The following is a 26355-nucleotide window of genomic DNA, read 5'->3' as shown; positions in this document are numbered from 1 at the left end:
CGCCGGCGACTCCCGCACCTGCCGCCTCTCGGCCGTACCCCTGCTCGTCCACGCCGTCCCGCCGTTCGCCGCGGTCGGAACCCGCCCGGCCGACCTGCCCTCGGCGCCCCCGCTCGCCTCAGCCACCATCCCCTTCGAGGGCAGCGCCTGGTCGGCCGTCCACGGCGCGGCGCCCGGGCTCGTGCGCCTCCACGCCGACGCCCGCACCGGCGAACTGCTGAGCGTCCAGGCCATCGGCCCCGGCGCCCATGAGATCGCCGGCATCGCCGGCATGCTCATGCAGGCCGAGGCGACCCTCGACCAGCTCGCCGCCGGGCTCGGCTGGCACCCCGCCCCCGCGGAGCTGCTCGTCGAAGCCGCCCGCCGGGCCGCCGCTCAGGCGCGCAGAGCGTAGACCTCGTACGTCACCCCGCCCGGGGTGGTGCTCCCAATCCCCACCGCCTGGACGCTGTTCAGCCAGGCGTACTTCTCGGCCCCCGTTTCGAACTGCGGCGTCGAATACACCTTCGTGCCGCCCTCCGCCGTCCGCGCTCCGATGCCCGTGTAGGTCACCAGGATCGCGGCGCCGTCTTCGGTCAGCAGCGTCAGCCGCACATCCAGCTTCATGCTCCCGTCCGGCCGCAGCGTCACCCAGTCCCCGCCCGAGTGTGGCACGACCGTGCCCTTCAGCTTCGGGCCTTCGAACGTCCCGCCCGGCACGCTCACGATCATCCGCGACCCCTGCGGGCCGCCCTGGATGACCGTCGGCGGCGCGACGTTCGCCGTCATCGTGAACAGGTACTCAACCGGCAGCTGATCCAGTGGCATCGCATCCTTCCTTTCGCTGGTGTTCGTGTCGTTCGCTGGCATCGGGCTCCCCGGGGCGCCGGGGCCGCCCGCGAGGCGCATCCTACCCCTGCGCCGGCGCCGCCGTCGTCTCGTGCATCACCACGCTCACCTCGCCCGCAAGCGCATCGTCCCGGATGAGGCGAACCACCTCCTCCGCGATGCGCTCCGGCGGCAGCAGCACCGCGCCGGCCAGCGACGGCTCCAGCCACGCCGCCGGCTTCGTCCCGTCGCCCGTCTTTGCGATGATCGGCGTATCCACCATCCCCGGGGCGACCGCGTTCACCCGCACGTTCTCCAGCTCCTTCAAAATGGCGCACGATTTCGTGAAGTGAATCACCGCCGCCTTCGAGGCCGCGTACACCGGGTCGAACGGCAGCGGCCCCATCCCGGCGATGCTCGCCGTGTTGACCACCACCCCGCCCTCGCCGTGCTCGCGGAAGGCCGCTACCGCCTCCCGCGTCCCCATCACCACCCCCGCTGTGTTCACGCTGATCACCCGGTGCACCTTCTCCAGCGGCGCATCCGGCCAGCCCGGCGTGTCTCCCGTCATGATCCCCGCGTTGTTGTGCACGATATCCAGCCGCCCGAACACGCGCTTCGCCGCCCGGAACAGCTCGGCGATGCCCGCAGGAGTGCCGACATCGCCCTGCACGAAGGCCGCCTCGCCACCGGCCGCCGCGATCCGCCGCACCGTCTCTTCGCCGCCCGCCGCGTCGATATCCACGACCACCACCTTCGCTCCCTCCCGCGCCAGCCGCTCCGCCGTCGCCCGCCCGATCCCCGAGCCCGCGCCCGTGACCAGCGCCACCTTGCCCGCGATCTCCATTGCCTGCCCTCCGTCGAGGAATCGCCGGATTTTACCCTGCTGGACAAATCCTTGGTCAATCGCCCAAGATTCCGCCCATGACAGTCGCCCCCGTTCCGCCGCCCCTCGCCCGCCGCCTCGCGCCCATTCCCCACCTGCGCGACGGGTTCGAAGCCTTCCTCCGTGCCTGCTACGACACCGACGCCGTGCCCGCCGCCACCCTCGAGCGCTGCCGGCGCCTCGTCGCCGCCCGCCACGGCTGCGACCCCGACCTGTGCGCGCCGCCCTTTGCCGACCTCCCCGCCCCGGAGCGGGACGCCCTCGCCCGCGGCGAAACCCCGCCCGGCCTCGGCCCGGTCGATGCCCTCTCCCTCGAAATCGCCGGCCTCATCCCCTGGCAGCACCACGACCTGCCCGATGCCCCCGTCCTCGCCCTCCGCCAGCACCTCGGCGATCGCGGCGTGGTCACGCTGCTCGCCGCCCTCGCCATGTTCGATGCCGCCGCCCGCATGTCCCTCGTCGCAGCCGCGTCAGCCCCGCAGGAGTAACCGCTATGTCCACCGTCCCCCGCGTCCCATCAGCTGTCCCGGGCGAGTCGCCCGCTTTCCACACCGTCCTCGCGCATGCCCCGGCCATCCAGTCCAGCTTCGCCCGCCTCTACGCCGCCTTCTGGATGGACCCCGCCCTCGGCCAGCGCGAAAAGGAACTCGCCCGCATCCGCAACGCCCGGGTCACCGCCTGCGGCTTCTGCCGCCAGGTGCGCTTCTCCCTCGCCCGCGACGAAGGGCTCGATGAAGCCACCCTCGACTTCGTCACCGACGCCTACCTCGCATCGCCCCTCAGCGACCGCGAAAAGCGCATCCTCCAGTACACCGACGGCATCATCGGCGACCCCTCCCGCGCCGACCCCGCCCTGGCCGAGGCGCTCCGCCGCGACCTCGGCGACGACGGCCTCGCTGAGCTGACCCTCGGAGTCGGCCTGTTCCTCGGCCTCGCCAGGGTCCTCATCACCCTCGGCCTCGAGCCGGAGTCGATGCCGGTCACCGTCCTCCCAACCCCGGGCTCCGCCGGCTACGCAGCTGCCCGTTAGCCGCCGGCGCCGCGCAGCACCCGCGGCGGGCTCCCCAGCCCGAACAGCGTACCCTTGCCCGTCACGGCGTCGAAGCTCTCCACCATCACCTCGATCGCTTCGCCGTCATCCAGCGTCACCACCCCGCGGCCGATGGCCGGCAGCGCCAGCATCGGCTCGGCGCGAAACTCCCCGCCCCAGCCCTGCACCCGCCCCGGGGGCGTCGGCTTCGTGAACAACTCCAGCGCCACGCGACCCTGGAACCCCGCCCGCAGCACCTCCAGTTCGGCCTCACCGCTCCAGCGCTGCTCATGCATCCGTCAGCCACCTCCGCGTTCTCCGCGTTCGCCGCCCGGCCATTGCAGGCCGTCGCGGGGGCCAGTATACTCCCGGCGCTGGCCGAACAGCCAAATGTTTGGATTGGAGGGGCAAGATGCGGAAGAAGCGCCACCCGCTTTCCGGCGCCATCTACGAAGAACTCCCCGGTAACCGCGTCCGCGTCACCAAGGGTGAACTCTCCGGCATCTTCGATGGCTTCACCACCCGCTACCTCGAAGGCACCCTCACCTACGCCGACCCGCACATGATCATCTGGGTCGGCGGCAAGCCCGTCGCCGGCCCCGGCCACCGCGCCGAGCGCACCCGCGGCCTCGAACTCGTCCACGACTAACCCGGAGGCTTCCACCATGGCACTCAAGACCATCGGCGACCAGGGTCGCGCCACCCCCGCAGGCTACCGCTCCGCCGGCACCCTCTACCAGGAGCTGCTCGACCAGGACAGCCGGCCCGTCCCGCCCGTCCTTCGCCTCGAATCCCCCATCGAGCCCGGCGTCACCCGCGTCCCCGCCGAGCAGTACTACAGCAAAGCGACCCACGACCGCGAGGTCGAGAAAATCTGGAAGCGCGTCTGGCAGATGGCCTGCCGCGAGGAAGACATCCCCAACGTCGGCGATTACATCGTCTACGACATCGCCCACCTCTCCTTCCTCGTCGTGCGCTCCGCCCCGGACCGCATCCAGGCCTTCCACAACGCCTGCCTCCACCGCGGCCGCCAGCTGCGCGAGTTCGACGGCCGCGGCGCCCAGGAGTTCCGCTGCCCCTTCCACGGCTGGTGCTGGGAAATCGACGGCTCCCTCAAGGAAGTCGTCTGCCAGTGGGACTTCCCCGAGGTCAACGAGCGCGACTACCACCTGCCCGAGGTGAAGGTCGGCACCTGGGGCGGCTTCGTCTTCATCAATCCCGACCCCGACGCCGAGCCGCTCGAAGCCTTCCTCGGCGACCTCCCCCGCCACTTCGAACGCTGGGACCTCGCCAACCGCTTCAAGCAGGCCCACGTCGCCAAGATCCTGCGCTGCAACTGGAAGGTCGCCCAGGAAGCCTTCATGGAGGCCTACCACGTCGTTGCCACCCACCCGCAGCTCCTCAACGGCATCGGCGATTCCAACTCCCAGTACGACGTCTTCGGCAACTTCTCCCGCGCCATCACCCCCAACGGCACCCCCAGCCCCCACCTTCGCGAGGCGCCCTCCCAGCAGGACATGCTCGACGCCATGTTCGACCGCAACCTCGATGACCCGCCCCTCGCCGAGGTGCCGCCCGGTATGGGCGCCCGCCAGTTCGCCGCCATGATCAGCCGCCAGGGCATGAAGGCCGTCATCGGCGAGGAAGCCGAAACCTACTGCGACGCCGAGTACCTCGACTCCATCTACTACACCGTCTTCCCCAACTTCCACCCCTGGGGCGCCTTCAACCGCATCACCTACCGCTTCCGCCCCCACGGCGACAACCCGGACGAGTGCATCATGGAGTGCATGTTCCTGGCGCCGTGGCCGAAGGGCGAACCCCGGCCGCCGGCCGCTCCCATCCACTGGCTCGGCCCCGATGACGACTGGGCCGACGCCCCCGAGCTCGGCATGCTCGCCCGCGTCTTCAACCAGGACACCTTCAACATCCCGAAGGTGCAGATCGGCCTGAAGACCATGAAGCGGCCCGAAGTCGTCTTCGCCAGCTACAACGAAACCAAGATCCGCCACTTCCACCAGCTCTACGACCGCTGGATGGAGCTCGAATAGCGGCCATGTCCCCCCTGCGCGCGACCGCGTGCTTCAGCCAGGCCGGAGGCGAGGACGCCATCGCCCGCGCCCTCGCCTCCGGGCTCGCCCGCGCCGCGCACGCCACCGATGCCGAGGCCGCCGCCCTCCTCGATGCCTGCGAGGCCTCCTTCGCCGCCCTCGAGGCCCGCGCCCGCGCCGCCCTCGCCGGGAGCCGCGTCACCCGCTCTACCGCCGCCTTCCACAGCGCCCTCCCCGACCTCGCCCCCTTCGTCCTCTACCGCCTTCCCGGCCTCCTGCTCGAGGCCGGCGCCTGCACCCCCGGGGACCTGCGCGCCACCGCCGGTGCGCCAGCGCCGTGGCTCGCCGCCCAGGCCCTCCGCCACCTGGCCATCTATGCCGCCGCCGCGCAGGCCGCCGACGCGCTCGAGGCCGGCGCCATCCCGCCAGCCCAGTTCCCCCGGGTCATCGCCGCGGCCGTCCGCCGCTTCGCCGCCATCGTCCCCGAAGGGCCGCTCACCCCCTGCACTGGAGGAACCGAAGCATGACCATCGCAGCTGCATCCCCGTACGCCTCCTGGCGCGACATCTTCGAATCGCGCAAGAAGAGCCCCGCCGAAGCGCTCGAAGCCGTCCAAAACGGTCACCTCGTCGGTCTCGGCATCCTCTGCCCGGGCGTGCTCACCCAGGCCCTGCTCGAACGCGCCGCCAAACTGGAGCGGGTCGATATCCGCTGCCTCGCCCCGCGCGAGGTGCCCATCTTCTCCCCCGGCGGCCCGCGCGGCGAGAAGGAGATCGAGCTCTTCATCGGCGATGCCCTCCGCCCCGCCCACGACCAGCGCATCGCCACCTACCTGCCCAACACCTTCATGCTCGGCTTCAAGGCGTTCGACTCCGGCCGCCCCGAGGCCCGCATCCCCGATGTCTTCCTCGTCTCCGTCTCCCCGCCCAACGACAAGGGTTACGTGAACTTCGGCCCGCACATGTGGCACAAGAAGGCCTACGCCCGCCGCTGCCGCCATACCATCGCCGCCATCGACCCCAACATCGAACCCGTCTTCGGCGATACCTGGATCCACGTCTCCGAAATCGACACCTTCGTCGACGGCTACATCAAGCCGGTCGACCTCGCTGCCGTCCGCCAGCGGATCGAAACCCAGGCCCCGCCCGAGCACCGCGAGGCGCTCCTCGGCATCCTCGCGCAGGCCTCGCCCGACCAGGTCGCCCTCGTCGAAGACATGTTCCACCTCATGCCGCCCGGCATCCTTCAGCAGGCCTTCGGTCTCGCCGAGGTCGACCACGCCGCGCAGGCCATTGCCGAGCACCTGAAGACCCTCATCCGCGACGGCGATACCATCCAGGTCGGCGTCGGGCAGCCCAGCTCCCTCATGTTCAAGGCGGGCGCCTTCGACGACGCCCACGACCTCGGCCTCCACACCGAGCTCGGCTCGCCTGGCCTCGCCCGACTCTGGGAGCGCGGCATCCTCACCGGCAGCCGCAAGAGCATCCACCGCGGGCGCGCCGTCGCCACCGCCTGGACCGGCTGCGATGGCAACGACCTCCGCATCATCGCCGGCAACCCCGCCTTCGAACTCTACGATTCCGACTACCTCCTCAACCCCCTCCTCATGGCCCAGAACCACCAGATGACCTCGATCAACAGTGCCGTCGCGGTCGACCTCCTCGGGCAGGTCGCCAGCGAAGACCGCTTCGGCGGCCACATGGTCAACGGCACCGGCGGCCAGCCCGATACCCACCTCTCCGCCGCCCTCTGCAAGAACGGCCGGGCCATCACCGTCCTCCGCTCCACCGCGCTCGAAGGCACCGTCTCCAAGATCGTCGCCCAGCACCCCGAGGGCACGCTGGTCACCATCCCGCGCTACCTCACCGATACCGTCATCACCGAGTACGGCATCGCCCGCCTGCTCGATAAGAACCACCGCCAGCGCGCCGAAGAGCTGATCAGCATCGCCCACCCCGATTTCCGCGGCGAACTCCGCCAGCAGGCAAAGCAGCTCTGGGGCAGCCTCGAATGAGCAGCGAACCGCCGCAGGGCGGCTCTCTCGAGGGGAAGGTCGCCGTCGTCCTCGGGGCCTCCTCCGGCATCGGCCGGGCCGCCGCCCTCCGCTTCGCCCGCGAAGGCGCCCGCGTCATCGCCGCAGCCCGCCGCCTCCCCGAGCTCGAATCCCTCGCCGCCGAGTGCGGCGCCGTCCCGATCCGCTGCGATATCACCGTCGATGCCGACGTCGAAGCCCTCGCCCGCGCCGCCCTCGACCGCTTCGGCACCCTCGATATCGCCCTCAACACCGCAGGCTTCGAGCAGAGCACCCCCATCCGCGACCTCACCCCCGAGCGCCTGCACGCCATGGCCAGCGTCCAGTTCCTCGGCGCCGTCTCATTCATCCGCCACATGGCCAACGCCATGGCCGCCACCGGCGGCGGCTCGCTCATCACCATCTCCTCCATCACCGCCCGGCTCGTCGGCGAAGGCCTCGCCGCTTACGGCGGCTCCAAGGCCGCCATCAACCACATCACCCGCATCGCCGCGCTCGAATACGGGCCCGCCGGGGTGCGCGTCAACGTCGTCTCGCCCGGCCTCATCGAAACGCCGATGACCGCCCACATGTTCGTCCCGCCCGTCGTCCGCGCCTTCACCCGCGAAACCCCCCTTGGCCGCATGGGCACCGTCGCCGATGTCGTCGAAGCCATCACCTGGCTCGCTTCCGATGCCGCCAGCTTCATCACCGGCCACGACCTCCCGGTCGATGGCGGCCAGCTTACCCGCCGCCTCCCCTCCCGCGCCGATTTCGTTGCCGCGCAGTAATTGTTGACCACATCGCTCGACTTTCTCCGGTCGTGGGCGTACACTCCACCCCGGGGAGTCCCCCCGATCCACCACGGCCGTCCACGGAGGTCACCATGTCCGACGCAGAAATCGCCGCCCGCGGCTACGCTCACCCCGAAGTCCTCGTCTCCACCGAATGGGTCGCCCAGCACCTCAACGACCCGTCCGTCCGCATCATCGAATCCAACGAAGACCCCCTCCTCTACCCCTCCGGCCACATCCCGGGCGCCGTCCAGGTCGACTGGGCTGCCGACCTCAACGACCCCCTCCGCCGCGACTACCTCGACCGCGCCGGTTTCGAAAAGCTCATGAGCCGCATCGGCGTCACCCCCGAGACCACCGTCGTCTTCTACGGCGACAAGAACAACTGGTGGGCCTGTTACGCCTTTTGGGTCTTCCAGCTCTTCGGCCACACCAACGCCAGGGTGATGGACGGCGGCCGCCTCAAGTGGGAAAAAGAAGGCCGCCCGCTCACGAAAGAGGTTCCCACCTACCCGCCCACCGAGTACCGCGCCAACGAACGCGACGACAGCAAAATCCGCATCTTCCGCGATGAGGTCCTGAAGAAACTCGGCACCGGCGTCAAGCTCGTCGATGTCCGCAGCCCGCAGGAGTACACCGGCGAGCGCACCCACATGCCCGAGTACCCCCAGGAAGGCGTCCTCCGCGGCGGGCACATCCCCGGCGCCAGGAACGTCCCCTGGGCCCGCGCCGCCAACCCCGAGGACGGCACCTTCAAATCCGCCGCCGAGCTCCGCGCCATCTACGAACAGGAGCAGGGCCTCAGCCCCAACGATGAGGTCATCGCCTACTGCCGCATCGGCGAGCGCAGCTCCCACACCTGGTTCGTCCTCAAGTACCTCCTCGGCTACCCCAACGTCCGCAACTACGACGGCTCCTGGACCGAGTGGGGCAACTCGGTCGGCGTCCCCATCGAAAAATAACCGCTACGATCAGAACAGCCCGGCCGGGGGCCGAATCGCCCCCGGCCATCCCCGGAGACCCTGTGGCCACACCGCCTGAAGCCTTCCAGAAAGTCCTCGAAGACTTCCAGTGGGCCGACCGCACCGAGCGGATCGACCTCCTCATCGGCTACGCCGACCGCTTCAAGGAAGTCCCGCCCACCATCGCCACCCGCCCGTTCCCCGAAGAACACCACGTGCAGAAATGCGAATCCGACGCCTACGTCTGGGCCGAAGACCTGCCGGATGGCACCCTCAAGTTCCACTTCGCCGTCGAAAACCCGCAGGGCCTCTCTGCGAAGGCGTGGGCCGTCATCCTCGATGAAACCCTCAGCGGCCAGCCCCTCGAGCAGGTCGCAGCTGTCCCCTGCGATAGCGTCTTCACCGTCTTCGGCAAAGAAGTCTCCATGGGCAAAGGCATGGGCCTCATGGGCATCGTCGATATGGTCACCGCCTTCGCCCGCCAGCGTCTCAACCAGCGCGGCGCCGACCAGACGTAACACATTTGTTCGTTGACCCCGCCCCCGGCCCGCCGTAGCATCGAACGAGCACCAGCGGACCGGAGGCCATGCCCAAGTTCATCTTCGTCACCGGCGGCGTCGTTAGCTCCGTTGGCAAGGGCATCACCACCGCCAGCCTCGGCAGAATCCTCAAATCCCGCGGCATCCGCGTCACCATCCAAAAGCTCGACCCCTACCTCAACGTCGACCCCGGCACCATGTCCCCCTATCAGCACGGGGAAGTCTTCGTTACGGTCGACGGCGCCGAAACCGACCTCGACCTCGGCCACTACGAGCGCTTCATCGACCAGGACCTCACCGCCGCCTCCTCCGTCACCTCCGGACAGGTCTACCTCTCCGTCCTCGAACGCGAGCGCCGCGGCGATTACCTCGGCGGCACCATCCAGCAGGTCCCCCATCTCACCAACGAAATCAAGGCCCGCATCTACGGCGTCGCCGAGCGCACCGGCTGCGATGTCCTCATCTGCGAAGTCGGCGGCACCGTCGGCGATATCGAAGGGGAAACCTTCATCGAGGCCATCCGCCAGATTCGCCACGAACAGCCCCGCGATACCTGCCTTTCCGTTCACGTCTGCTTCCTCCCCTACGTCGGCGCCACCGGCGAACTCAAGACCAAGCCCACCCAGCACTCCGTCCGCGAACTCCGCTCCAAGGGCATCCAGCCCGACGCCATCGTCCTTCGCAGCGACCACCCCGTCCCCCGCGATATCACCGAGAAAGTCGCCCTCTTCTGCGACGTCGAACCCCGCGCCGTCATCCCCATGGAGACCGCCGAGACCATCTACGAAGTCCCGCTCACCCTCGAGGAGCGCGGCCTCGGCGATTTCGTCCTCGACCGCCTCAACCTCCACGGCTCGCGCGACCTCGCCGAGTGGCGCGAACTCGTCCATCGCCTCAAACACCCCTCCGGCAGCGTCGAAGTCGCCGTCGTCGGCAAATACGTCGAACTCCGCGATGCCTACATCTCCGTCAAGGAAGCTCTCGCCCACGCCGGCATCGCCAACAGCGTCGAAGTCGATATCCGCTGGGTCCACGCCGAAGAGCTCGAATCCCGCGACCCTGCCGACCTCCTCGCCGGCGTCCACGGCATCGTCGTGCCTGGCGGCTTCGGCGAGCGCGGCTGGGAAGGCAAGATTCGGGCCGCGGCCTACGCCCGTACCACCCACACGCCCTACCTCGGCCTCTGCCTCGGCATGCAGGCCCTCGTGACCGAGTTCGCCCGGGGCGTGGCCGGACTCGTCGAAGCCAACAGCACCGAATTCGATCCTGAGTCCCCCCACCCCGTCATCAGCCTCCTCGAAGAGCAGCAGGGCGTCACCAACCTCGGCGGTACCATGCGGCTCGGCGCCTACCCCTGCCGCCTCGTGCCGGGCAGCCTCGCCCACCGCTGCTACGGCACCGACCTCGTCAGCGAACGGCACCGCCACCGCTGGGAGTTCAACAACGCCTACCGGGCCGCCCTCGAGGCCCGCGGCCTCCGCGTCAGCGGCACCTCGCCCGATGGCAGCCTCGTCGAAATCTCCGAAATCACCGGCCACCCCTTCATGCTCGGCACCCAGTTCCACCCCGAGCTCCAGAGCCGGCCCAACCGCCCCCACCCCCTGTTCCGCGGGTTCATCTCCGCGGCGCTCGCTCGCAGCACCAGCCCCGCCGGCGCCGCCAGCCTGACTGCCTGACTCACTCCAGCTTCAGCGCGCTCCGCACCTCGGGGTTTTCCAGGTCCAGCTCGAACGTGTTGTAGGTGTAGGATGCGCCCGTGTCCGGCGCCACACCCTGCCGCACCTCCGCCAGCCGCAGCACCCCCCACGAAATCATGCTGTTCACCAGGTTCTTCACCTCCAAGTCCTCCCGCCCTACCACCGGCTTCAGCGTTTCGAGAATCCGGTTGAACGTCAGCCACCCCACCCCCGGCTTGTTCCGCTCGTCGTGGATCGCGACGATGACCTCCCGCCGCTGCTCGGGCGAAAGGTCGTTGTAATTGAACCGGGCGTAGTCGTACCGGGGCAGCTCCTGCACCGTGCCGCGCGGGCGCTCCGCCGTCTCCGGGCGCTCCCCCGGCAGGTAGAGCCAGTCGGTGAAGTCATGATTCACCATCCGCACCAGCCCCTGCTCCGCCAGCGCCCGCGCGAAGTCACCCGCCCGCCCCTTCGCCACCCGCTGAAACTCCGCCGGCGGCATCCGCTTCTGGAGCTCCTGCCCCACCAGCGAAAGCGGCAGGTCTCGCCCGCTCTCCCGGAACTCCTTCACCATCGCCAGCAGGTACAGCAGCACCTCCGCCACCTCCCGCGGCTCCGCCGAAACCGGCCCCTTCGCCTGCGCCAGCTCGATCGCCCGGACCGCCGCTGCCGCGACCTTCGGCTCGATCTTCGTCACCTCCGCAGCTTCAGCAGGCGGCCCGCTCCGCTCCCCCTCCGGGTCAACGTCCAGGTCGTAATACAGCACCACGTCCGCCTGCTGCACCAGCTGCGCCGAGGTTGCCCACGAAACGCCGATCACCACCACCCGCTTCCCCCGCGCCCGCAGCAGCATCAGCACATGAAAGAAGCTGTGGTCGCCTGAGGCGATGACGAAGGTCCCGATATTCGGGTACACATGGCTCGCCTCTACGCAATCGGCCGCCAGCTTCACATCCACCGAGTTCTGGATGCGCGCCTCGCCCTCCGCCGTGGTGTACCGGCGCGTCAGCACGTACACCGGCTCCAGCCCCGCCGCGTAGAGCGACGCCGGGTCCCCCGATTGCACGGGGTCCTGCCAGTCGGCATAGGCCCGCGCATAGGCCACCCGCCCGAACCGCTCGGCCGCCTCCCGCAGCGCCGTCACGTTCACCCGCCGGTTCCGCTGCATCAGGCTGAATTTCAGGTTCTCCCAGTCCACCAGGAGCGCCACATCCTCCTGGGCCGCACCCGGCATCGCCTCGCGCATACCCCAATCCTACCCGACCCGGTCCCCGGCAGCGCCTGCCTGGCCCACATGTGCCAAAGCTGTCACTAGACATTAGCTATGCCTAATTTCTACCGTGTGACACGATTCGTTCAGCGCACGCGACTGCTATCACCACCGGAGTTCGCCGATGCTCTACAGCCTGCTCATCACCTTCCGCGAAGGTCTCGAGGCCGCCCTCATCCTCGGCATCGTCCTCGCCTATCTGCGGCGCGCCTCCCCCGGCACCTCCCCCCGGCCCATTTGGCTCGGCGCGGGCCTCGCCGGCGGGCTCAGCCTCGGCGCCGCCGTCCTCCTCGAGCTCCTCGCCATCGAACTGCCCGGCCGCTGGCAGGAGCTCATCGAAGGCGCCGCCATGCTCCTCGCCGTCATCATTCTCACCTGGATGCTCGCCTGGATGCGCCGCCAGTCTGCAAGCATCGGCCGCGAACTGCGCGCCCGCGTCGATACCGCGCTCGATGCCGGTTCCGGCTTCGCCCTCGGCCTCCTCGCCTTTACCGCCGTCGGCCGCGAAGGGCTCGAAACCGCCCTCTTCCTCTTCGGCGGCACCGGCCGCGCCGATTCCGCCGCCCTCTACTGGTCCGGCGCCATCCTCGGCCTCTCCCTCGCTGCAGTCGCCGGCGTCCTCCTCTACCGCGGCAGCCGGGCCATCCCGCTCCGCGCGTTCTTCAACGTCTCCTCGGTGCTCCTCATCATCCTGGCGGCGGGCATGGTCCCCAACGCCCTCAAGGAGCTCCGCGAAGCCGATCTCATGGTGAACCTCGGCCCGCGCCTCTGGGACACCTACAACCTCCTGCCCGATAACGAAGGGCCCGGCCGGCTCCTCGCCACCATCCTCGGCTACGATGCCAGCCCCTTCGCCGGCCAGGTCCTCGCCTATCTCGCCTATCTCGCGATCGCCCTTGCCGTCTACGTCCTTGCCGGGCGCCCCCGCCCCGCCCTTGCCACCCCCGCACACGGAGCCACCGCATGAACCGCCGTATCCTCCTGCCCCTCGCCGCCCTCCCCCTCCTCCTTTCCGCCGTCCCCTGCTCAGAGAGCGAAGGGCGCCCCGTCGATGTCGTCCTCGGCGAAAACACCGATGGCAGCATGTACATGCGCCCGGCCTCCATCTCCTTCACCCCGGGCGAGACGATCACCTTCTACGTCAAGAACGAAGGCTCCAGCGACCACGAATTCGAGAGCGATGAGGCCGGCATCGAAGAAGTCATCATCCCCCGCGGCCGCACCCGCAAGGTCACCTGGAAGGCGCCGCAGTCCGGCAGCTACCCCGTCTACTGCGACATGGCCGGCCACCGCGCCGCCGGCATGGAGGCCACCCTCGGCCCCGCCCGGTAGGCCGCCCGCGCCTGTTACAACTCCATAACAGCGGGCTCGCGGCATGCTCCGGGACCCGCGCCGTGTGCTACCGTAAGAGACGCCGAATCCCGGCGCCCGCCGGGAACGGGGGACCCACTACCTGGGGTGCATCCCTCCTCCGGGAGGGACGGCGACTTCCGACGCCGAACCCGTCAGCTAACCCCGTAGGCGTTCGGAGGAGTGCTGCTGCCTCCTCTCGCATTCGCCCCGGGCCGGCACCGCCAGGTGCCCGCCCCCAGGCCGCACAGGAGGTTAGCCCGTGCAGTTCGCCATCTCACCGTCCACCATCCCCGCCCGCCGCACCATCAGCCGCGAGTGCGACCTCAGCCTCGCGCGCATCGTCGAAGCGGCCACCCGCCTCCGCTCCTGGGCGCTCATCTCCGGTGAGCGCATCGTCGGTCTCCCTTTCGTCCGCCTCCGCGGCGAGCTCAGCTGCGAGGTACACCTCCCCGTCGATGGCCGAGTCGTGCCCCACCCGCAGACCGGCGTCTCCAGCCATGAGGCACCGGCATCGCCGGCCGTCTCCCTCCGCGTCGTGCGCTTCGGCGAAATCCGCGCCCTCGTGCGCGAGCTCGAAAGCGAAATCGCGGTCGATTGCGGCATCGCCGGGCCTGTCGAGTTCCACCCCTCCACCGCAGAGTTCACCTACGGCACCCTCCTCTGGCCGGTCCATCGGCTGGCGCCCTCCCTCGGGAGCGCCGTCGCCCTGCCCGGCCGCCGAGAACTCTCGGGGGTGGCTTCTTGAGGCGCTGGGCGCCGCTGCTGGCCCTCCTCACAGCCGGCGCCCTCGCCGTCGCCGCCTGCGGCGGGGACGATGATCAGGACCCCACGCCCACTCCGCCGCAGGCGTCCCCAACCGCTGAAACGGCAACCCCTGGCGCCAGCACCCCCACCGCCGCAGCGCCCACCCCAACCGCCGAACCGACGCCCGTCGTCTTCGAACCCACCTTCACCTGCGATAGCCCCATCACCTACCTCGAAGCCCGCCTGCGCCGCGGCGAACAGGTCGAACTCCAGGGGCCGGTCCTCGGGGTGATGGACCGCAACGGCGATGCCATCCTCTCCGTTGGCGCGCCGATCAGCGCCACCCTCCGCGTGGAGGTCATCGTCCCATCCGGAAGCCGCGGCAACTTCCCCGCCGATCCCCTCCTCGGCTTCGCCGACCGCACCATCTGCGTCCGCGGTACCGTCTCCGAAATCGGCGGTGTCATCGCTATCGCTGCCACCACCCCCGACGCCCTCACCGTCGTCGCCGAATAGTCCGGAGGTCACCCATGGCCGTTCGCAACATCACCATCGCCCGACAGGTCGGGACCGGCGGCGAAGAGGTCGCCCGCCACGTCGCCGACGCGCTCGGCTTCCGCCTGCTCGATTACCGCCTCGTCCAGGAAGCCGCCTTCGAAGCCGGCGTCTCCCCCGAGACCGTAGCCGAAGCCGAGCGCCGCCCTTCCTTCTTCGCCCGCATCCTCGAGGCCCTCGCCCGCACCCCCGGCGCCCATGCCGTCACCTGGGGCGAACCGGTCGATATCGGCGCTACCCCCATCCTCACCTCGGCCGATTACCGCCAGCTCATCCAGCAGGTCGTCGAAGACTTCGCCGCCCACGGCTCCGTCGTCTTCCTCGGCCACGGCGCCCAGTTCATGCTCCGCGGCCGCCCCGATACCTTCCGCGTCTTCATCTCCGGCAGCGAAAGCGAACGCGTCCGCCGCCTCGCAGCGCAAATGGCGGTCGCTCCCGATGACGCCCGCGAGGTCCTCATCCGCTCCGACCGCGAACGGGTGGCGTACTTCCGCGAATACTTCGGCGCCGAATGGCTCAGCCCTGCATCCTACGACCTCTGCGTCTCCACCGACCGCCTCGAGCCGCGGGCCGTCGCCCGGCTCATCCTCGCCGCGCTCGACCTGGCCGCACCGGTCCCCGCCTGAGCCAACCGGCTCTCGGGTGAGCTGAGCTCCCCTCCAGCGCGCTCCAGGGGGCAACACCTGCCGGCCGCGGCCATTTTTCCTGAGCGGTAACTCGGTGACCTGTTCCCGGCGCTCGCGCATCCGTATTTCTCCGTAGGGTTCACCGTGTTGGCCATCAAGACCCGGCGCTCCTGATGCGCACGCCGGGTCTTCGGCGCCCATGCCGGCATAGCGGGCCCGGTGTCCCATGCCGTCACGGAGGAACCACCGGAGCCAGAGGTCAACTGCCCCTACCTGTCACCGTTCGCCCGGCCGGCCTATCGGCCCAGTCCCCTGCGGAGCCCCTGCGATGCGCGTCCCTGTCCTCCCACGCCACCTGCACATCGTCCTCCTCCTCGCGACCGTCCTCGCCGCACTCCTCGCCGCCGGCCCCGCCCGGCCGGTCAGCGGCCAATCGCCCACCGGCACCATCTACCTCGCCAAAGTTGTCCTCGGCGACCCCGCCGACGCCACCTGGTTCTCCGCCGAGGTCGTCGGCGACCCCTCCCGGACCTACGGCTTCAGCCAGGGCGCGAACGGCACCATCCCCGATGTCCCCCTCGATGCACCGGTCATGGTCCGCGAGCTCCTCCCCTCCGGCTACGACTACAGTGGCTGGGCATTCGGCACGTTCGCCCGCAGACTGGTCTGCCCCGATGCGCCCCAGTCCGACCGCGACGCTGCCGAGGTCACCCTCACAGAGAAGGCCCCGCAGGCCGTCATCTGCTTCTACAACAGGCCGCGGCAGAACGACCAGCCCGGCGGCCCCGCCGGCGAACTCATCGCCCGCAAGGTCATCCCCGGCTTCCCCGAGGACGAGACCCCGTTCACCGTGGAAGTCCACTCGCCCACGTTCGACAGCCAGGGCGTCTTCCCCCGCGCCGTCATCACCCAGTCGAGCCCCGCGACGTTCACCATCTACCCCAACGAGTCCCACCGCATCCAGGAGCTCCTGCTCAATACCCCGTACCGCTACCTCGGCTGGTCGCTCGGCTGGTACAAAGGCGGGGAATCCGGCTGCCCGGCCGAGCCTGACGCTAACGGCTGGCCCGAGTTCTCCTTCGACCCCGACCGGGACGGCACCGGCCCCTTCGTCATCTGCCTCTACAACGCACCCGGCCGCCGCGCGGAGCCGGTTGACCCCGTGGACCCCGACCTCCCCTGGAGCGGCACCATCCTCGTCAGGAAGGTCATCCCCGGCGCCCCAGGCGATGAGACCCTCTTCACGGTCGAGGTCACCCAGGCTGGCTCCTCCGCGCCGCCAGCCACTGCCGAATTCAGCCAGCAGCAGCACGCGAAGTTCAGCCCGCTTCCCCCCGGCGTCTACCGGGTCCGCGAGCTCCCCGCCCCCGGCTACACCACCCTCGGCTGGGCCTACGGCCAGCTGACCGTGAGCAAGGAAGGCCCCGTCGGGCTCTCCTGCCCGGAGGAGCCCCAGGCCGAAGGTAATGAGACCGGCGTCGAATTCACCGGCGTGCCCCCATCCCCGGAAAACCCCGGACCCATCGGCAGCCCGCCAATCGACGAAAACGGCAACGTCCTGTTCTGCTTCTACAACGCACCGGCCCTGAGCTCCGAAGACCCGCAGGAAACCGGCGTAACCATCCGCATCGAAAAGACCGAGAACATTGTGGGCTTCGAGCGCCCCGGCGAAGGCTGGAGCTTCACCGTGAGCGGCTGCGGCATCGAGCCCCGCACCCTCGTCACCGGTCCCGATGGTTCGGCCGTGGCCGAAGGCCTTCCGCCGGCCGCGAACTGCACCTACACCGTCAGCGAATCGCCCCGTCCCGGCTGGACCGCTGCAACCCCCGCGCAGGAAGCCCGCCCGCAGGAGCCCGGCGAAACCGTGACCCTGCGCTTCCTCAACATCCGCGACTGGAATCCGCCGTGCCTCGGCTTCTGCGGCGAGGTCCTCCCGCCCACCGACAGCAATCCGCCGGCCCCCGCCACCCCCGCGCCGCAGGTTCCCGCGCCGGCCTCCCCGGTCGCGACCCCGCCATCTGCGGCGACGCCTGCCCCCGGGGCGGGCGGACCGCCCGCAGCCAGCTCCAGCCCCGGCCCCGATGCGCCGCGGGCCGCACTCGCCACCCCCATCGCGCCGGCCACCGGCAACGGCGACGCCCCCGCGCCTTCGCCCCTGGCGTGGCTGCTGGTCGCCCTCGCCTCCGCCTGCTTCGGCGCCGGCACCCTCGCCCTCGCCGCCCTCCGCCGCTGAACCCCCGCCGGGAGCGGGGGAGCCCGCTCCCGGCGGGGGCTCCCGGCTCCCGGTTCCCGGGTGGGGCCGCGGCGTGGCGGTGGCTCCCGGGCGGGGCGGGGCTCCCGGTTCCCGGCTCCCACCTCCAACCTTCCACCTTCCACCTCCCACCTCCCACCTCCCATAGCCCACCTCCCATAGCCCCCGCCTATACCCCACCCCGCAGCTATCCACTGGCACGCCCTTCACCCGCGCGCTTAGAATGAACAGGCCGTGCACCCGGGGCCCATCCCCCGCGGGCTCCCACACTCCTGCACCCGGGATTTCTCACCATGGAAGATGTCGTTCTCGTCAGCGGTGTCCGCACCGCCATCGGCCGGTTCCAGGGCTCCCTCGCCGATGTCCCCGCCTCTGACCTCGGCGCCCACGTCATCCGCGAAGCCGTCAACCGCGCCGGCATCCAGCCCGACCGCGTCGACCACGTCGTCATGGGCATCGTCGGCCAGGTCGCCGAAGACGCCTACCTCTCCCGCCACGCCGCGGTCAAGGCCGGCCTCCCCATCGGCACCCCGGCCATGAACGTCAACCGCATCTGCGGTTCCGGCCTCGAGGCCATCAACACCGGCTCCCGCCTCATCCAGAGCGGCGACGCCGAAGTCGTCGTCGCCGGCGGCGCCGAAAACATGACGCGCATGCCCTTCTACCTGCGCAAGGCCCGCCAGGGCTACCGCCTCGGCCACGACAGCATCGAGGACGGCATCATCCACATGCTCAGCGACCCCTTCAAGGGCTACCACATGGGCATCACCGCCGAGAACCTCGCCGAGCGCTTCGAAGTGAGCCGCGAGGCCCAGGATGAATTCGCCGCAGAAAGCCAGCGGCGCGCACTCGCCGCCATCGAAGCCGGTCGCTTCAAGGAGCAGATCGCCCCGATCACCATCCGCGTCGGCCGCGAAGAGAAGGTCTTCGATACCGACGAGCACCCCCGCGCCACCACCGTCGAGGCCCTCGCAAAGCTCCGGCCTGCCTTCAAAGAAGGCGGCGTCGTGACCGCCGGCAACGCCAGCGGCATCAACGACGGCGCGGCCGCGCTCGTCCTGATGAGCGCCAGCAAGGCGAAGGAGCTTGGCGTCCAGCCCCGCATGCGCATCGTGGCCCGCGCCGAGGCCGGCGTCGACCCCGCCATTATGGGCAGCGGCCCCATCCCGGCCATCCGCAAGGCCCTCGAAAAGGCCCAGATGACCCTCGACCAGATCGACTGCATCGAGCTCAACGAGGCCTTCGCCAGCGTCTCCTGCGCCTGCGCCTCCGAGCTCTGCCTCGACCCGGCAAAGGTCAACCCGAACGGCGGCGCCATCGCCCTCGGACATCCGATCGGCGCGACCGGCGCGATCCTCACCGTCAAGCTCATGTACGAACTCGAGCGCACCGGCGGCCGCTTCGGCATCGTCAGCCTCTGCATCGGCGGCGGCCAGGGCATCGCCACCATCTTCGAACGCGTCAATTAGCCGCGCCGCACCGCTCCAGCAAGCAGAGGGCCGCCCGTACGGGCGGCCCTCCAGTTTCTCCTCGTCCGGGGCTGCCTCAGCCCTCGGCCCCGGAGCTTCCCTGCCGCAACCGGGCCTGCTCCGCATGCACCACCTTCGCGCAGCGGTCCTGCATCGTCGCCAGGCCCGCCCGCCGCGCGCGCTCCAGCCCGCTCTCGTTGGTGATGCCCTCCTGCAGCCACACGCACTTCGCCCCAACCGCGATCGCGTCGTCGATCACCTCGTCCGTATCCGCCGGCCGCACGAACACATCGACCACGTCGATCGGCTCCGGCACGTCCCGCAGCGAAGCGTAGGCCCGCTCGCCCAGGATCGTGTCCGCCGGGAACCGCCCTCGGTGCACCGGGATGACCCGGTAGCCCTGGTCCTGCAGGTACCTCGCCACCCCGTAGGCCGGGCGATCCTCGCGGCTGTCCAGCCCCACCACCGCGATCGTCTTCGCGTTCATCAGCACCTCAACGGCGTCGCCCACGTTTCCTCCTTGTTGCCGGCGCAGATTCCCGCTCCTTCCGGACCGGTTCGCCGGTTTCTATATCGATTTCGACCAGCTCCCAGCCTTCCGGCAGCTCGATGCGCGCGCCCGTCATCCCGGCGATCGCCTGGGCCACCGCCAGGGTGCGGTCCATGCCGTCCTCCTGCCCGTAGGCAGGCACAGGCACTGTGAACATCGTCAGCCGCTTCCCGCTGGCCTTCACCAGCACCAGCGAAAACTGCCGCAGGTCGTCCTGCTGGTCCTGCCAGCGGTCGGGACGGTCCCCCTCCAGCACCACCTCCAGGTGGTCGATCTTCGCGAACGGCACCAGCTCCTTCGTGCCGATCCCCATGCCGAGGTAGCCCTGCTGCCAGGTCGCCGAACCCTTGCGCCGGTCCACCACCACATCGGCGCCCACGAGCGCGCCGACCAGCCCCATCACCGAGACCGGCACGAGGATCACCAGCACCAGCAGCAGCGTCACCAGCAGCCAGAACGGCAGCCCCGGTCCGTGCTCCACCATCAGCCAGCCGATCCCCAGCGAAATCACCAGCCCGATGAGCGGCAGCACCACCGTCCCCCGGGCGCTCCTGATCTCCACCCGGTCATCCCCAATCACCGCCATCGCCCGGTGCAGCAGCACCGTGCGCTTGCCATCGCGCCGCCGCTCCACCACATGGGCCGGGAGATCGTTCACCATCATCCCCGATGGTTGCCGCTCCGGCCCGCCGGGTCAACGCTCCCGCCGACACCGTACGGCCGCCAATGGACCGAATCCGCCCGTCTGCCTAGTCTGGAATCCGAAGCCCCCGCGCTTCCCACCCCCGCACCGGAGCCCGCACCCTGGACTGGTGGCGCATCGTCCACGTCCTCGCCCTCATCTGGCTCGGCGCCGGCCTCGGCGCCACCTACCCGCTCATCCTCCGCGCCTGGGCCACGAAGGACCTCAAGTACCGCGCCACCTGCCTCATCGAAGCTGCCAACAACGAAACGCGCGTCCTGCTCCCCGGCGCCATGGCCAGCGGCATCACCGGCTTCTTCTGGGCCGTTGCCGCCGGCTACAACTTCATCCGGGATGGCTGGCTCGGCGTCCTCACCCTCCTCTACATCTTCTTCTACTTCGTCTGCCTGCCCCTGCTCGGCTTCGGCCTCCGCCGCGCCCGCCTCGCCGCGCTCATCGCCCAGAAAAAGGGGGAGGAAACCGAGGAACTCCGCCAGGTCCTCGAAGACCGCGTCCCTATCGTCTTCGGCACAATCCTCGTGCTCAGCGTCCCCCTGCTGGCCTGGCTCGCTGTCTTCAAACCGTTCTAACCGCGAACTCGCCCCTGCCTAGAACACAAGCTGCGCGCCCCCGCCGCGCACCTCCCCCGGCCCCGGCGGGTTGCCCACCCAGCGCAGCAGGTCCACGGGGTCGAAGCGCCCGATAGCGTCGGCTTCCCCGCGCGGGTACGCGAACGGCCGGCGGGCATCGTCCCCCGGCGGCAACATCGTCAGCTCCGCCCGGTAGACCAGCGCCAGCTCCCAGCCCTCCCCTTCGAACGGGAACGACAGCGCATCGACAATCTCCAGGCTCGAAACCGCGCTCTCGCACCAGTCGTCCGCCAGCTCCGCGGCCGTCTCGTACGGGTTCTCGCCGAAGCCCATCACCGTCCACGGCAGCCAGCGGCCCCGGGCTTCGCGCACCGGCACATCGAACACCACCAGCCGCCCCTCGAACACCGGAACCAGGTAGACCGCGATGTGCGCCCCGCCCCGCACAAACCCGCCCGCCGGTGGACCGAAGAACGCCTGCGCCACCCCCCGATTCTCCCCCGCGCTCCCCCCGGCTGTCGAAGCGCCGCTCAGATCACCCCGGCGAACGTCTCGAGGTTGACCGGCCCCACCGCTGCGAGGATGGCCGCTCCCGGGTCGAGCACCCTGCGGCCCACCGCCAGCAACTCGTCCGCCGTAATCCGGTCGATCCGGTCCACCACCTCGTCCACGGTCAGGATGTCGCCCAGCAGCAGCTCCTGCGAGCCCAGCCAGCCGGCCACCGCCCGCGAATCCTCCATCCGCAGCTGGATGCGCCCCTTGGCCATCTCCTTCGCCTTGGAAAGCTCCGCCGCCGGGATGCCCTCCAGCAGCCGGAGCGTCTCCGCGATGGTCGCCTCCGCCGTGGTCCTCGCCTGCTCCGGGTCGCAGCCGGCGTAAATGGTCAGCGCACCGGCATCCCGGAACTCGCTCGCATAGCTGTGGATGTCGTACACCAGCGCCCGCTCCTCCCGCAGCTCGAGGAACAGCCGGCTCGACATCCCCTCCCCCAGCAGCGTGCTCAGCAGCTCCACCGCGAACCGCTCGGGGTGATTCGCCGGCACCCCGGGGAAGGCGATGCACAGGTGCACCTGCTCGGTCTGTTTCTCCCGCACCGCCAGCCGCGGCGCGCCGTCCCGCCCGACGTGCGGGTACCACGGCCCGGGCTCCTGCGGTGTCATCCCGCCCAGCCAGCGCTCCGCCGCGGCAACCACCTCGTCATGCCGCACATTGCCCGCCACCGCCAGCACCATATTGCCCGGCACGTACTGCCGCCGGAAGTAGCGTACGACCGCTTCCGCCGGCAGCCGCCGCACGCTCTCCGGCGTCCCGCCGATCTCCCGGCCCAGCGGCTGGTTCGGCCAGAGCGTCTCATCCGCGAGGATGGCCGCCAGCTCCGCCGGGCTGTCCTCCACCCCCGCCAGCTCTTCCAGGATGACCCACCGCTCCTTCTCCAGCTCCGCCGGGTCGAGCACCGGCGCGGTCACCATGTCCGCCAGGATGTCGATGGTCGTCATCGCGGCGGTATGCGGCACCTTCGCGTAGTAGAGCGTCACCTCCCGGTCGGTTGCCGCGTTGTGCATGCCCCCAACCGATTCGATCGCCTCCGAAATCTCCCGCGCCGTCGGCCGCCGCGAGGCGCCCTTGAACAGCAGGTGCTCCAGGAAGTGCGAAAGCCCCGCCTCTTCATCCGGCTCATACCGGCTGCCCGCGCCGACGTACACGCTCACCGTCGCCGACCGGGTGTGGGGCATCTCCCCCGTCACCACCCGTAATCCGTTCGCCAGCACCGTCCGCTGATACATTGCATCCCCGCGCGCCCCGCAGGCGCCGATCCCTGATCCTACGCGGCCCGCCGACTGCAGGCGAAATCGGCGCGCGAAACCTGTTCGTAACACCGGCGCAATTCGCCCGAAACCCCGGCCCCCTACCCTTGCCCTCAGCACGCAGGCCATCCCGGTTGGGCCACGCGCCGAAACACACTCTTCACACGCAAGAGCCCCTTCTGCCGTGGCTGTAAACCGCCCCCCGGCGACAATCGGGAGAACCGCCGCCCATCACCCCACGGCAGAGGAGTTCGATGACCCCCGAGGAAATCAAAGGCTACTGCGAACAGAACGGCATCCGCTTCGTCGATATCAAGTTCGTCGACCTGTTCGGGCAGTGGCAGCACATCACCCGCCCCATCCGCGAACTCAACGACTGGACCGACTACAACCGCTCCCCCTGGCGCAACGGCTACGGCTTCGACGGCTCCTCCATCCGCGGCTTCCAGAAGATCGAGGAGTCCGACATGCTCCTCATCCCCGACCCCGCGACCGCCCACATCGACCCCTTCATCGAGGTCCCGACCCTCTCCGTCATCGCCAACGTCGAAGACCCGGTCACCCGCCAGCCCTACACCCGCGATGCCCGCTACGTCGCCGCCAAGGCCGAGCAGTACGTCCGCGATACCGGCGTCGGCGATACCGTCTACATCGGCCCCGAGCTCGAGTTCTTCATCTTCGATGAGATCCGCTTCACCAACCAGATGCACACCGCCTCCTACATCGTCGATTCCGACGAAGGCATCTGGAACAGCAACGCCGAATCCACCCTCCGCGGCGACCTCAACCAGGGCTACCGGCCCCGCGTCAAGGAAGGGTACTTCCCCGTCAGCCCCTTCGACACCCTGACCGACATCCGCAACGAAATGGTGGAGACCATGGAAGCCTGCGGCATCCAGGTCGAACTCCACCACCACGAAGTCGCCACCGCGGGCCAGGGCGAAATCGACATGCGCTTCGATACCCTCACCCGCATGGGCGATAAGGCCCTCCTCTACAAGTACATCGTGAAGAACGTGGCCAAGCGCAACGGCAAGGTCGCCACCTTCATGCCGAAGCCGCTTTACGGCGATAACGGCTCCGGCATGCACACCCACCTCTCTATCTGGAAGAACGGCGTCAACCTCTTCGCCGGCGAGGAATACGCGGGCATCAGCAAGCTCTGCAAGCACTACATCGCCGGGCTCATCCGCCACGGCCGCGCCCTCATGGCCATCGCGGCACCCACCACCAACAGCTACAAGCGCCTCGTCCCCGGCTACGAAGCCCCCGTCAACCTCGTCTACTCCGCCCGCAACCGCTCGGCCGCCTGCCGCATCCCCCTCGTCAGCCCCGACCCGCGCCAGAAGCGCGTCGAATTCCGCCCGCCGGACCCCGCCGGCAACCCCTACCTCACCTTCGCCGCCATCCTCATGGCCGGCATGGACGGCATCCTCAACGAGTGGGACCCGGGCGAGCCCCTCGATAAGGTCAACCTCTTTGACCTCAGCCCCGATGAGCTGAGCAAGATCCCCACCGTCGCCCAGTCGCTCGACGGCTCCCTCCGCGCCCTCGAAGAAGACCACGACTGGCTGCTCAAGGGCGGAGTGTTCACCCCCGATATCCTCGAGACCTGGGTCGCCTACAAGTACGAGAACGAGGTCGACCCCATCCGCATGCGGCCGCACCCGTACGAGTTCCAGCTCTACTTCGACTGCTAATCCCATCGCAGGCAGCGTCACGCACCGCCACGGCCCCCGGTACACCCGGGGGCCGTTTTCGTTCGCCCGCTGCTCTGCTACCGTCCCCCAAACGCACGGGAGGCCGCCCATGCCCCGCACCATCGCCTTCCTCCTCTTCGATGGCGCCGAAGAACTCGACTTCGCCGGCCCCTGGGAAGTCTTCACCATGGTGAACGAACTCCGCCCCGGCGAAGCCCGCTGCTACACCGCCGCAGAAACCCCGGCGCCCGTGACCTGCGCCAAGGGCCTCCGCGTCCTCCCGGACTGCACCTTCACCGAGGCACCACCGGCCGACCTCGTCATCATCCCCGGGGGCATCGGCACCCGCCGCGAACGCGACAACCCCGCCCTCCGCGCCGTCATCGAACGCCTCCGCGCTGGAGGCGCGGCGCTGGCATCGGTCTGCACCGGCGCCCTCGTCCTCGAGCGCATGGGCCTGCTCGATGGTCGCCGGGCCATCACCCACCGCGTCGGCATCCCCATCCTGAACAAGAATCCGCAGATCACCGTCATCGAATCCGCCCGCTATCTCGACGAAGGCGATATCGTCACCGCCGCAGGGGTGTCCGCCGGGATCGATATGGCGCTCTACCTCGTTCGCCGCTTCTGGGGGCCCGGGCTCGCCGACGAGGTCCGCCAGGCCATGGAGTACTACCCCGAGCCCTGGGAGGCAGCCCCCAGCAGCGATGCCGCCGCCCGGCGCTCCTCGCCGTAAGGGTCCTCCTCCAGCCGGCTCTCGAGGTCAAACACCATCGTCGGGCGGCGCACCGGGTCGTACGGCTCCCACCGCCCGATGCCCGGGTGCGAAGGGTCCCCTCCCCGTGCGAACGCAATCCACGCGTCCATCATCTGCTCCGAAAGCCGCTGCACCCCCGGTCCCCTCCCGGCGAAGCGATCCTGCGTCGGCGCATCCAGCGTCCCGAACACGAACGGCAGCTCGAGTGCGTGGCAGGCGCCCAGGGCGCCCCGCCGCGCCGGCGAAGCGTAGGTGAACAGGTACACGTACGTGCCCCGCTGATGGGCTGCCTGCGCCTCCGCCAGCCGCAGCGCCCCCGCTCGGAACCGCCCCTCCGAACTGATCGCATCGAGGATATCGAGGTTCCCTGCCGGCAGGCCCCGCCTCCGGCGGCTCTCCCGGAACGTCCCAATCGCCTCCCGGACCGTGTCGGCATCGGCCCCCGGGAAGAGCGCGGCCACCGCCCGCTCCAGCCCGGCCCCGTCCGGCTCCTCCCGCTGGAGCATCGCCGTGAACAGCCGCACCTCGTCCCGGTTCGTCCCGATCAGCACCGGCACCCCGGCCGCCGCGCCCGCCCGTACCGCCTCCAGCGGCTGCATCGGCAGCGTCTCGGGGTCGACCACCGGCCCAAACACCGGGTTCCCGAACGCGGCCTGCGCGGCCACCTTCGCCTGCGCCTCCAGCAGCCGATCCCCCGGGAGCGTCAGCAGCCCGGCCGGCTCCACCCCGGCGGCCGCCGCCACCCGGTCGACCGTCGCCGCCGCCGCGGAGGGCTCCAGCGCCCGTCCCGTCCCGCTCTGCAGGATGGCCCGCTGGAACAGGCCTTTCGCGTCCGGCATCGCCAGCAGCGTCCCCACCGCCGCGGCCCCCGCCGATTCCCCGAAAATGGTCACATTCCGGGGGTCGCCGCCCAAAAAGCTAATGTTTTGCTGCACCCAGCGGAGCGCCGCCACCATATCCAGCAGGCCGCAGTTCGCCGCCAGCCCCTTCCCCTCGACCCGCAGGCCCGGGTGGAGGAACCCGAACGCCCCCAGGCGGTAGTTGATGCTCACCACCACCACATCGCCGCGCCGTGCCAGCCGGCCGCCATCGTAGAGCGGTTCGCCGGCGGTGCCGTGGGTAAACCCGCCGCCGTGGATCCAGAACAGCACCGGGCGCCGGCCGCTGTCCGCCGCCGGGGTGTACACATTCAGCGTCAGGCAGTCCTCATCCTGCGGCCCGCTCGCCGCGAAGCCGGGGATCGGGTG

General features: G+C 69.8%; 30 protein-coding genes and 1 riboswitch. Of the genes, 21 read left to right on the top strand and 9 right to left on the bottom strand.

What is annotated here, in order from left to right:
• A partial coding sequence (locus tag VAE46_RS07675; RefSeq protein ID WP_322796339.1) for a hypothetical protein occupies positions 1-394 on the top strand: 394 nt, incomplete at its 5' end.
• Here the strand turns inward: VAE46_RS07675 and VAE46_RS07670 are convergent.
• Together VAE46_RS07670 and VAE46_RS07665 are read right to left on the bottom strand one after the other, a co-directional pair.
• Complete coding sequence (locus VAE46_RS07670; RefSeq protein WP_322796338.1) at positions 376-807, bottom strand: DUF3237 domain-containing protein; 432 nt, start codon at positions 805-807, stop codon at positions 376-378. The genes VAE46_RS07675 and VAE46_RS07670 overlap by 19 nt on opposite strands.
• An 82-nt stretch (positions 808-889) precedes the next feature.
• Positions 890-1654: an SDR family oxidoreductase gene (locus VAE46_RS07665; RefSeq protein ID WP_322796337.1), complete on the bottom strand. Its 765-nt coding sequence runs from the start codon at positions 1652-1654 to the stop codon at positions 890-892.
• A gap of 77 nt (positions 1655-1731) precedes the next feature.
• On the opposite strand from VAE46_RS07665, the gene VAE46_RS07660 reads away from it, so the two are divergent.
• Both VAE46_RS07660 and VAE46_RS07655 read left to right on the top strand, forming a co-directional pair.
• The gene (locus VAE46_RS07660) at positions 1732-2181 is read left to right on the top strand and encodes a hypothetical protein (protein ID WP_322796336.1); all 450 of its coding nucleotides are present in this window, start codon (positions 1732-1734) and stop codon (positions 2179-2181) included.
• Between the two features lie 5 nt (positions 2182-2186).
• The gene (locus VAE46_RS07655) at positions 2187-2723 is read left to right on the top strand and encodes a hypothetical protein (RefSeq protein WP_322796335.1); all 537 of its coding nucleotides are present in this window, start codon (positions 2187-2189) and stop codon (positions 2721-2723) included.
• Here VAE46_RS07655 and VAE46_RS07650 read toward each other — a convergent pair.
• The gene (locus VAE46_RS07650; RefSeq protein ID WP_322796334.1) at positions 2720-3019 is read right to left on the bottom strand and encodes a hypothetical protein; all 300 of its coding nucleotides are present in this window, start codon (positions 3017-3019) and stop codon (positions 2720-2722) included. The genes VAE46_RS07655 and VAE46_RS07650 overlap by 4 nt on opposite strands.
• A gap of 116 nt (positions 3020-3135) precedes the next feature.
• Between VAE46_RS07650 and VAE46_RS07645 the strand changes: the two genes are divergently transcribed.
• The 8 genes from VAE46_RS07645 to VAE46_RS07610 all read left to right on the top strand — a co-directional run bounded on the left by VAE46_RS07645 (position 3136) and on the right by VAE46_RS07610 (position 10756).
• Complete coding sequence (locus VAE46_RS07645) at positions 3136-3372, top strand: hypothetical protein (RefSeq protein WP_322796333.1); 237 nt, start codon at positions 3136-3138, stop codon at positions 3370-3372.
• A 16-nt stretch (positions 3373-3388) separates the two neighbouring features.
• Positions 3389-4774 carry an aromatic ring-hydroxylating dioxygenase subunit alpha gene (locus VAE46_RS07640; protein ID WP_322796332.1) on the top strand — a complete coding sequence of 462 codons (1386 nt, stop codon included), beginning with the start codon at positions 3389-3391 and terminating at the stop codon, positions 4772-4774.
• Positions 4775-4779: 5 nt separating this feature from the next.
• Positions 4780-5301, top strand: a complete 522-nt coding sequence (locus tag VAE46_RS07635; protein WP_322796331.1) for a hypothetical protein — start codon at positions 4780-4782, stop codon at positions 5299-5301.
• Positions 5298-6788, top strand: a complete 1491-nt coding sequence (locus VAE46_RS07630) for an acetyl-CoA hydrolase/transferase family protein (RefSeq protein ID WP_322796330.1) — start codon at positions 5298-5300, stop codon at positions 6786-6788. Before VAE46_RS07635 ends, VAE46_RS07630 begins: the two co-directional genes overlap by 4 nt.
• Positions 6785-7576, top strand: coding sequence for an SDR family oxidoreductase (locus tag VAE46_RS07625; protein WP_322796329.1), 792 nt, complete (start codon positions 6785-6787; stop codon positions 7574-7576). The genes VAE46_RS07630 and VAE46_RS07625 overlap by 4 nt, the downstream gene beginning before the upstream one ends.
• A 95-nt stretch (positions 7577-7671) precedes the next feature.
• Complete coding sequence (locus tag VAE46_RS07620) at positions 7672-8541, top strand: sulfurtransferase (protein ID WP_322796328.1); 870 nt, start codon at positions 7672-7674, stop codon at positions 8539-8541.
• 62 nt (positions 8542-8603) lie between these two features.
• Positions 8604-9059, top strand: coding sequence for a SufE family protein (locus tag VAE46_RS07615; protein ID WP_322796327.1), 456 nt, complete (start codon positions 8604-8606; stop codon positions 9057-9059).
• A gap of 68 nt (positions 9060-9127) precedes the next feature.
• Entirely contained in the window at positions 9128-10756 is a 1629-nt protein-coding gene (locus VAE46_RS07610; protein WP_322796326.1) for a CTP synthase, read from the top strand.
• 1 nt (position 10757) lies between these two features.
• On the opposite strand, the gene VAE46_RS07605 is transcribed toward VAE46_RS07610, so the two are convergent.
• Positions 10758-12002 (bottom strand): NYN domain-containing protein, encoded by a 1245-nt coding sequence (locus tag VAE46_RS07605; protein WP_322796325.1) that lies wholly within the window; start codon positions 12000-12002, stop codon positions 10758-10760.
• Between the two features lie 148 nt (positions 12003-12150).
• Here VAE46_RS07605 and VAE46_RS07600 point away from each other — a divergent pair, with 148 nt between their 5' ends.
• From VAE46_RS07600 to VAE46_RS07570, 7 genes are all read left to right on the top strand, one after another.
• A complete protein-coding gene (locus VAE46_RS07600; RefSeq protein ID WP_322796324.1) occupies positions 12151-12993 on the top strand; it encodes an FTR1 family protein in 843 nt (280 codons plus the stop codon).
• Positions 12990-13358, top strand: coding sequence for a cupredoxin domain-containing protein (locus tag VAE46_RS07595; protein WP_322796323.1), 369 nt, complete (start codon positions 12990-12992; stop codon positions 13356-13358). Before VAE46_RS07600 ends, VAE46_RS07595 begins: the two co-directional genes overlap by 4 nt.
• A gap of 70 nt (positions 13359-13428) precedes the next feature.
• A riboswitch (cyclic di-AMP (ydaO/yuaA leader) is annotated at positions 13429-13565 on the top strand.
• Between the two features lie 73 nt (positions 13566-13638).
• On the top strand, positions 13639-14124 hold the full coding sequence (locus tag VAE46_RS07590; protein WP_322796322.1) for a hypothetical protein: 486 nt from the start codon (positions 13639-13641) through the stop codon (positions 14122-14124).
• On the top strand, positions 14121-14639 hold the full coding sequence (locus VAE46_RS07585; RefSeq protein WP_322796321.1) for a hypothetical protein: 519 nt from the start codon (positions 14121-14123) through the stop codon (positions 14637-14639). Before VAE46_RS07590 ends, VAE46_RS07585 begins: the two co-directional genes overlap by 4 nt.
• A 14-nt stretch (positions 14640-14653) precedes the next feature.
• A complete protein-coding gene (locus VAE46_RS07580) occupies positions 14654-15304 on the top strand; it encodes a cytidylate kinase-like family protein (RefSeq protein ID WP_322796320.1) in 651 nt (216 codons plus the stop codon).
• A 328-nt stretch (positions 15305-15632) separates the two neighbouring features.
• Positions 15633-17537: a hypothetical protein gene (locus VAE46_RS07575; protein ID WP_322796319.1), complete on the top strand. Its 1905-nt coding sequence runs from the start codon at positions 15633-15635 to the stop codon at positions 17535-17537.
• Between the two features lie 311 nt (positions 17538-17848).
• On the top strand, positions 17849-19024 hold the full coding sequence (locus tag VAE46_RS07570) for a thiolase family protein (RefSeq protein WP_322796318.1): 1176 nt from the start codon (positions 17849-17851) through the stop codon (positions 19022-19024).
• A gap of 76 nt (positions 19025-19100) precedes the next feature.
• Here the strand turns inward: VAE46_RS07570 and VAE46_RS07565 are convergent, their stop codons facing one another.
• Together VAE46_RS07565 and VAE46_RS07560 are read right to left on the bottom strand one after the other, a co-directional pair.
• The gene (locus VAE46_RS07565; RefSeq protein WP_322796317.1) at positions 19101-19535 is read right to left on the bottom strand and encodes a CoA-binding protein; all 435 of its coding nucleotides are present in this window, start codon (positions 19533-19535) and stop codon (positions 19101-19103) included.
• On the bottom strand, positions 19519-20235 hold the full coding sequence (locus VAE46_RS07560) for a hypothetical protein (RefSeq protein ID WP_322796316.1): 717 nt from the start codon (positions 20233-20235) through the stop codon (positions 19519-19521). The genes VAE46_RS07565 and VAE46_RS07560 overlap by 17 nt, the downstream gene beginning before the upstream one ends.
• A gap of 98 nt (positions 20236-20333) precedes the next feature.
• Between VAE46_RS07560 and VAE46_RS07555 the strand changes: the two genes are divergently transcribed.
• Positions 20334-20846, top strand: coding sequence for a DUF2269 family protein (locus tag VAE46_RS07555; protein ID WP_322796340.1), 513 nt, complete (start codon positions 20334-20336; stop codon positions 20844-20846).
• A gap of 18 nt (positions 20847-20864) precedes the next feature.
• Here VAE46_RS07555 and VAE46_RS07550 read toward each other — a convergent pair whose 3' ends face one another.
• Together VAE46_RS07550 and VAE46_RS07545 are read right to left on the bottom strand one after the other, a co-directional pair.
• A complete protein-coding gene (locus VAE46_RS07550; protein WP_322796315.1) occupies positions 20865-21332 on the bottom strand; it encodes a hypothetical protein in 468 nt (155 codons plus the stop codon).
• A gap of 44 nt (positions 21333-21376) precedes the next feature.
• A complete protein-coding gene (locus tag VAE46_RS07545) occupies positions 21377-22630 on the bottom strand; it encodes a pitrilysin family protein (protein WP_322796314.1) in 1254 nt (417 codons plus the stop codon).
• 275 nt (positions 22631-22905) lie between these two features.
• Here VAE46_RS07545 and glnA point away from each other — a divergent pair, with 275 nt between their 5' ends.
• Complete coding sequence (gene glnA, locus VAE46_RS07540) at positions 22906-24351, top strand: type I glutamate--ammonia ligase (RefSeq protein ID WP_322796313.1); 1446 nt, start codon at positions 22906-22908, stop codon at positions 24349-24351.
• 109 nt (positions 24352-24460) lie between these two features.
• Positions 24461-25087, top strand: coding sequence for a DJ-1/PfpI family protein (locus VAE46_RS07535; protein WP_322796312.1), 627 nt, complete (start codon positions 24461-24463; stop codon positions 25085-25087).
• Here the strand turns inward: VAE46_RS07535 and VAE46_RS07530 are convergent.
• A partial coding sequence (locus tag VAE46_RS07530) for a carboxylesterase/lipase family protein (RefSeq protein ID WP_322796311.1) occupies positions 25024-26355 on the bottom strand: 1332 nt, incomplete at its 5' end. The genes VAE46_RS07535 and VAE46_RS07530 overlap by 64 nt on opposite strands.

The sequence above is a fragment of the Tepidiforma sp. genome, assembly GCF_034433535.1.
GTDB lineage: Bacteria > Chloroflexota > Dehalococcoidia > Tepidiformales > Tepidiformaceae > Tepidiforma.
Note: the sequence above shows the minus strand (reverse complement) of the source record. Positions and strands in the feature narration are given on the sequence as shown.

What these genes read in the sequence shown, in the direction of transcription:
- VAE46_RS07660 (WP_322796336.1), top strand. Translation starts at nt 1,732, where the DNA reads ATGACAGTCGCCCCCGTTCCGCCGCCCCTCGCCCGCCGCCTCGCGCCC.
- VAE46_RS07595 (WP_322796323.1), top strand. Translation starts at nt 12,990, where the DNA reads ATGAACCGCCGTATCCTCCTGCCCCTCGCCGCCCTCCCCCTCCTCCTT.
- VAE46_RS07610 (WP_322796326.1), top strand. Translation starts at nt 9,128, where the DNA reads ATGCCCAAGTTCATCTTCGTCACCGGCGGCGTCGTTAGCTCCGTTGGC.
- VAE46_RS07605 (WP_322796325.1), bottom strand. Translation starts at nt 12,002, where the DNA reads ATGCGCGAGGCGATGCCGGGTGCGGCCCAGGAGGATGTGGCGCTCCTG.
- VAE46_RS07560 (WP_322796316.1), bottom strand. Translation starts at nt 20,235, where the DNA reads ATGGTGAACGATCTCCCGGCCCATGTGGTGGAGCGGCGGCGCGATGGC.
- VAE46_RS07670 (WP_322796338.1), bottom strand. Translation starts at nt 807, where the DNA reads ATGCCACTGGATCAGCTGCCGGTTGAGTACCTGTTCACGATGACGGCG.
- VAE46_RS07640 (WP_322796332.1), top strand. Translation starts at nt 3,389, where the DNA reads ATGGCACTCAAGACCATCGGCGACCAGGGTCGCGCCACCCCCGCAGGC.
- VAE46_RS07645 (WP_322796333.1), top strand. Translation starts at nt 3,136, where the DNA reads ATGCGGAAGAAGCGCCACCCGCTTTCCGGCGCCATCTACGAAGAACTC.
- VAE46_RS07570 (WP_322796318.1), top strand. Translation starts at nt 17,849, where the DNA reads ATGGAAGATGTCGTTCTCGTCAGCGGTGTCCGCACCGCCATCGGCCGG.
- VAE46_RS07620 (WP_322796328.1), top strand. Translation starts at nt 7,672, where the DNA reads ATGTCCGACGCAGAAATCGCCGCCCGCGGCTACGCTCACCCCGAAGTC.
- VAE46_RS07575 (WP_322796319.1), top strand. Translation starts at nt 15,633, where the DNA reads ATGCGCGTCCCTGTCCTCCCACGCCACCTGCACATCGTCCTCCTCCTC.
- VAE46_RS07665 (WP_322796337.1), bottom strand. Translation starts at nt 1,654, where the DNA reads ATGGAGATCGCGGGCAAGGTGGCGCTGGTCACGGGCGCGGGCTCGGGG.
- VAE46_RS07650 (WP_322796334.1), bottom strand. Translation starts at nt 3,019, where the DNA reads ATGCATGAGCAGCGCTGGAGCGGTGAGGCCGAACTGGAGGTGCTGCGG.
- VAE46_RS07580 (WP_322796320.1), top strand. Translation starts at nt 14,654, where the DNA reads ATGGCCGTTCGCAACATCACCATCGCCCGACAGGTCGGGACCGGCGGC.
- VAE46_RS07655 (WP_322796335.1), top strand. Translation starts at nt 2,187, where the DNA reads ATGTCCACCGTCCCCCGCGTCCCATCAGCTGTCCCGGGCGAGTCGCCC.
- VAE46_RS07625 (WP_322796329.1), top strand. Translation starts at nt 6,785, where the DNA reads ATGAGCAGCGAACCGCCGCAGGGCGGCTCTCTCGAGGGGAAGGTCGCC.
- VAE46_RS07545 (WP_322796314.1), bottom strand. Translation starts at nt 22,630, where the DNA reads ATGTATCAGCGGACGGTGCTGGCGAACGGATTACGGGTGGTGACGGGG.
- glnA (WP_322796313.1), top strand. Translation starts at nt 22,906, where the DNA reads ATGACCCCCGAGGAAATCAAAGGCTACTGCGAACAGAACGGCATCCGC.
- VAE46_RS07600 (WP_322796324.1), top strand. Translation starts at nt 12,151, where the DNA reads ATGCTCTACAGCCTGCTCATCACCTTCCGCGAAGGTCTCGAGGCCGCC.
- VAE46_RS07635 (WP_322796331.1), top strand. Translation starts at nt 4,780, where the DNA reads ATGTCCCCCCTGCGCGCGACCGCGTGCTTCAGCCAGGCCGGAGGCGAG.
- VAE46_RS07630 (WP_322796330.1), top strand. Translation starts at nt 5,298, where the DNA reads ATGACCATCGCAGCTGCATCCCCGTACGCCTCCTGGCGCGACATCTTC.
- VAE46_RS07535 (WP_322796312.1), top strand. Translation starts at nt 24,461, where the DNA reads ATGCCCCGCACCATCGCCTTCCTCCTCTTCGATGGCGCCGAAGAACTC.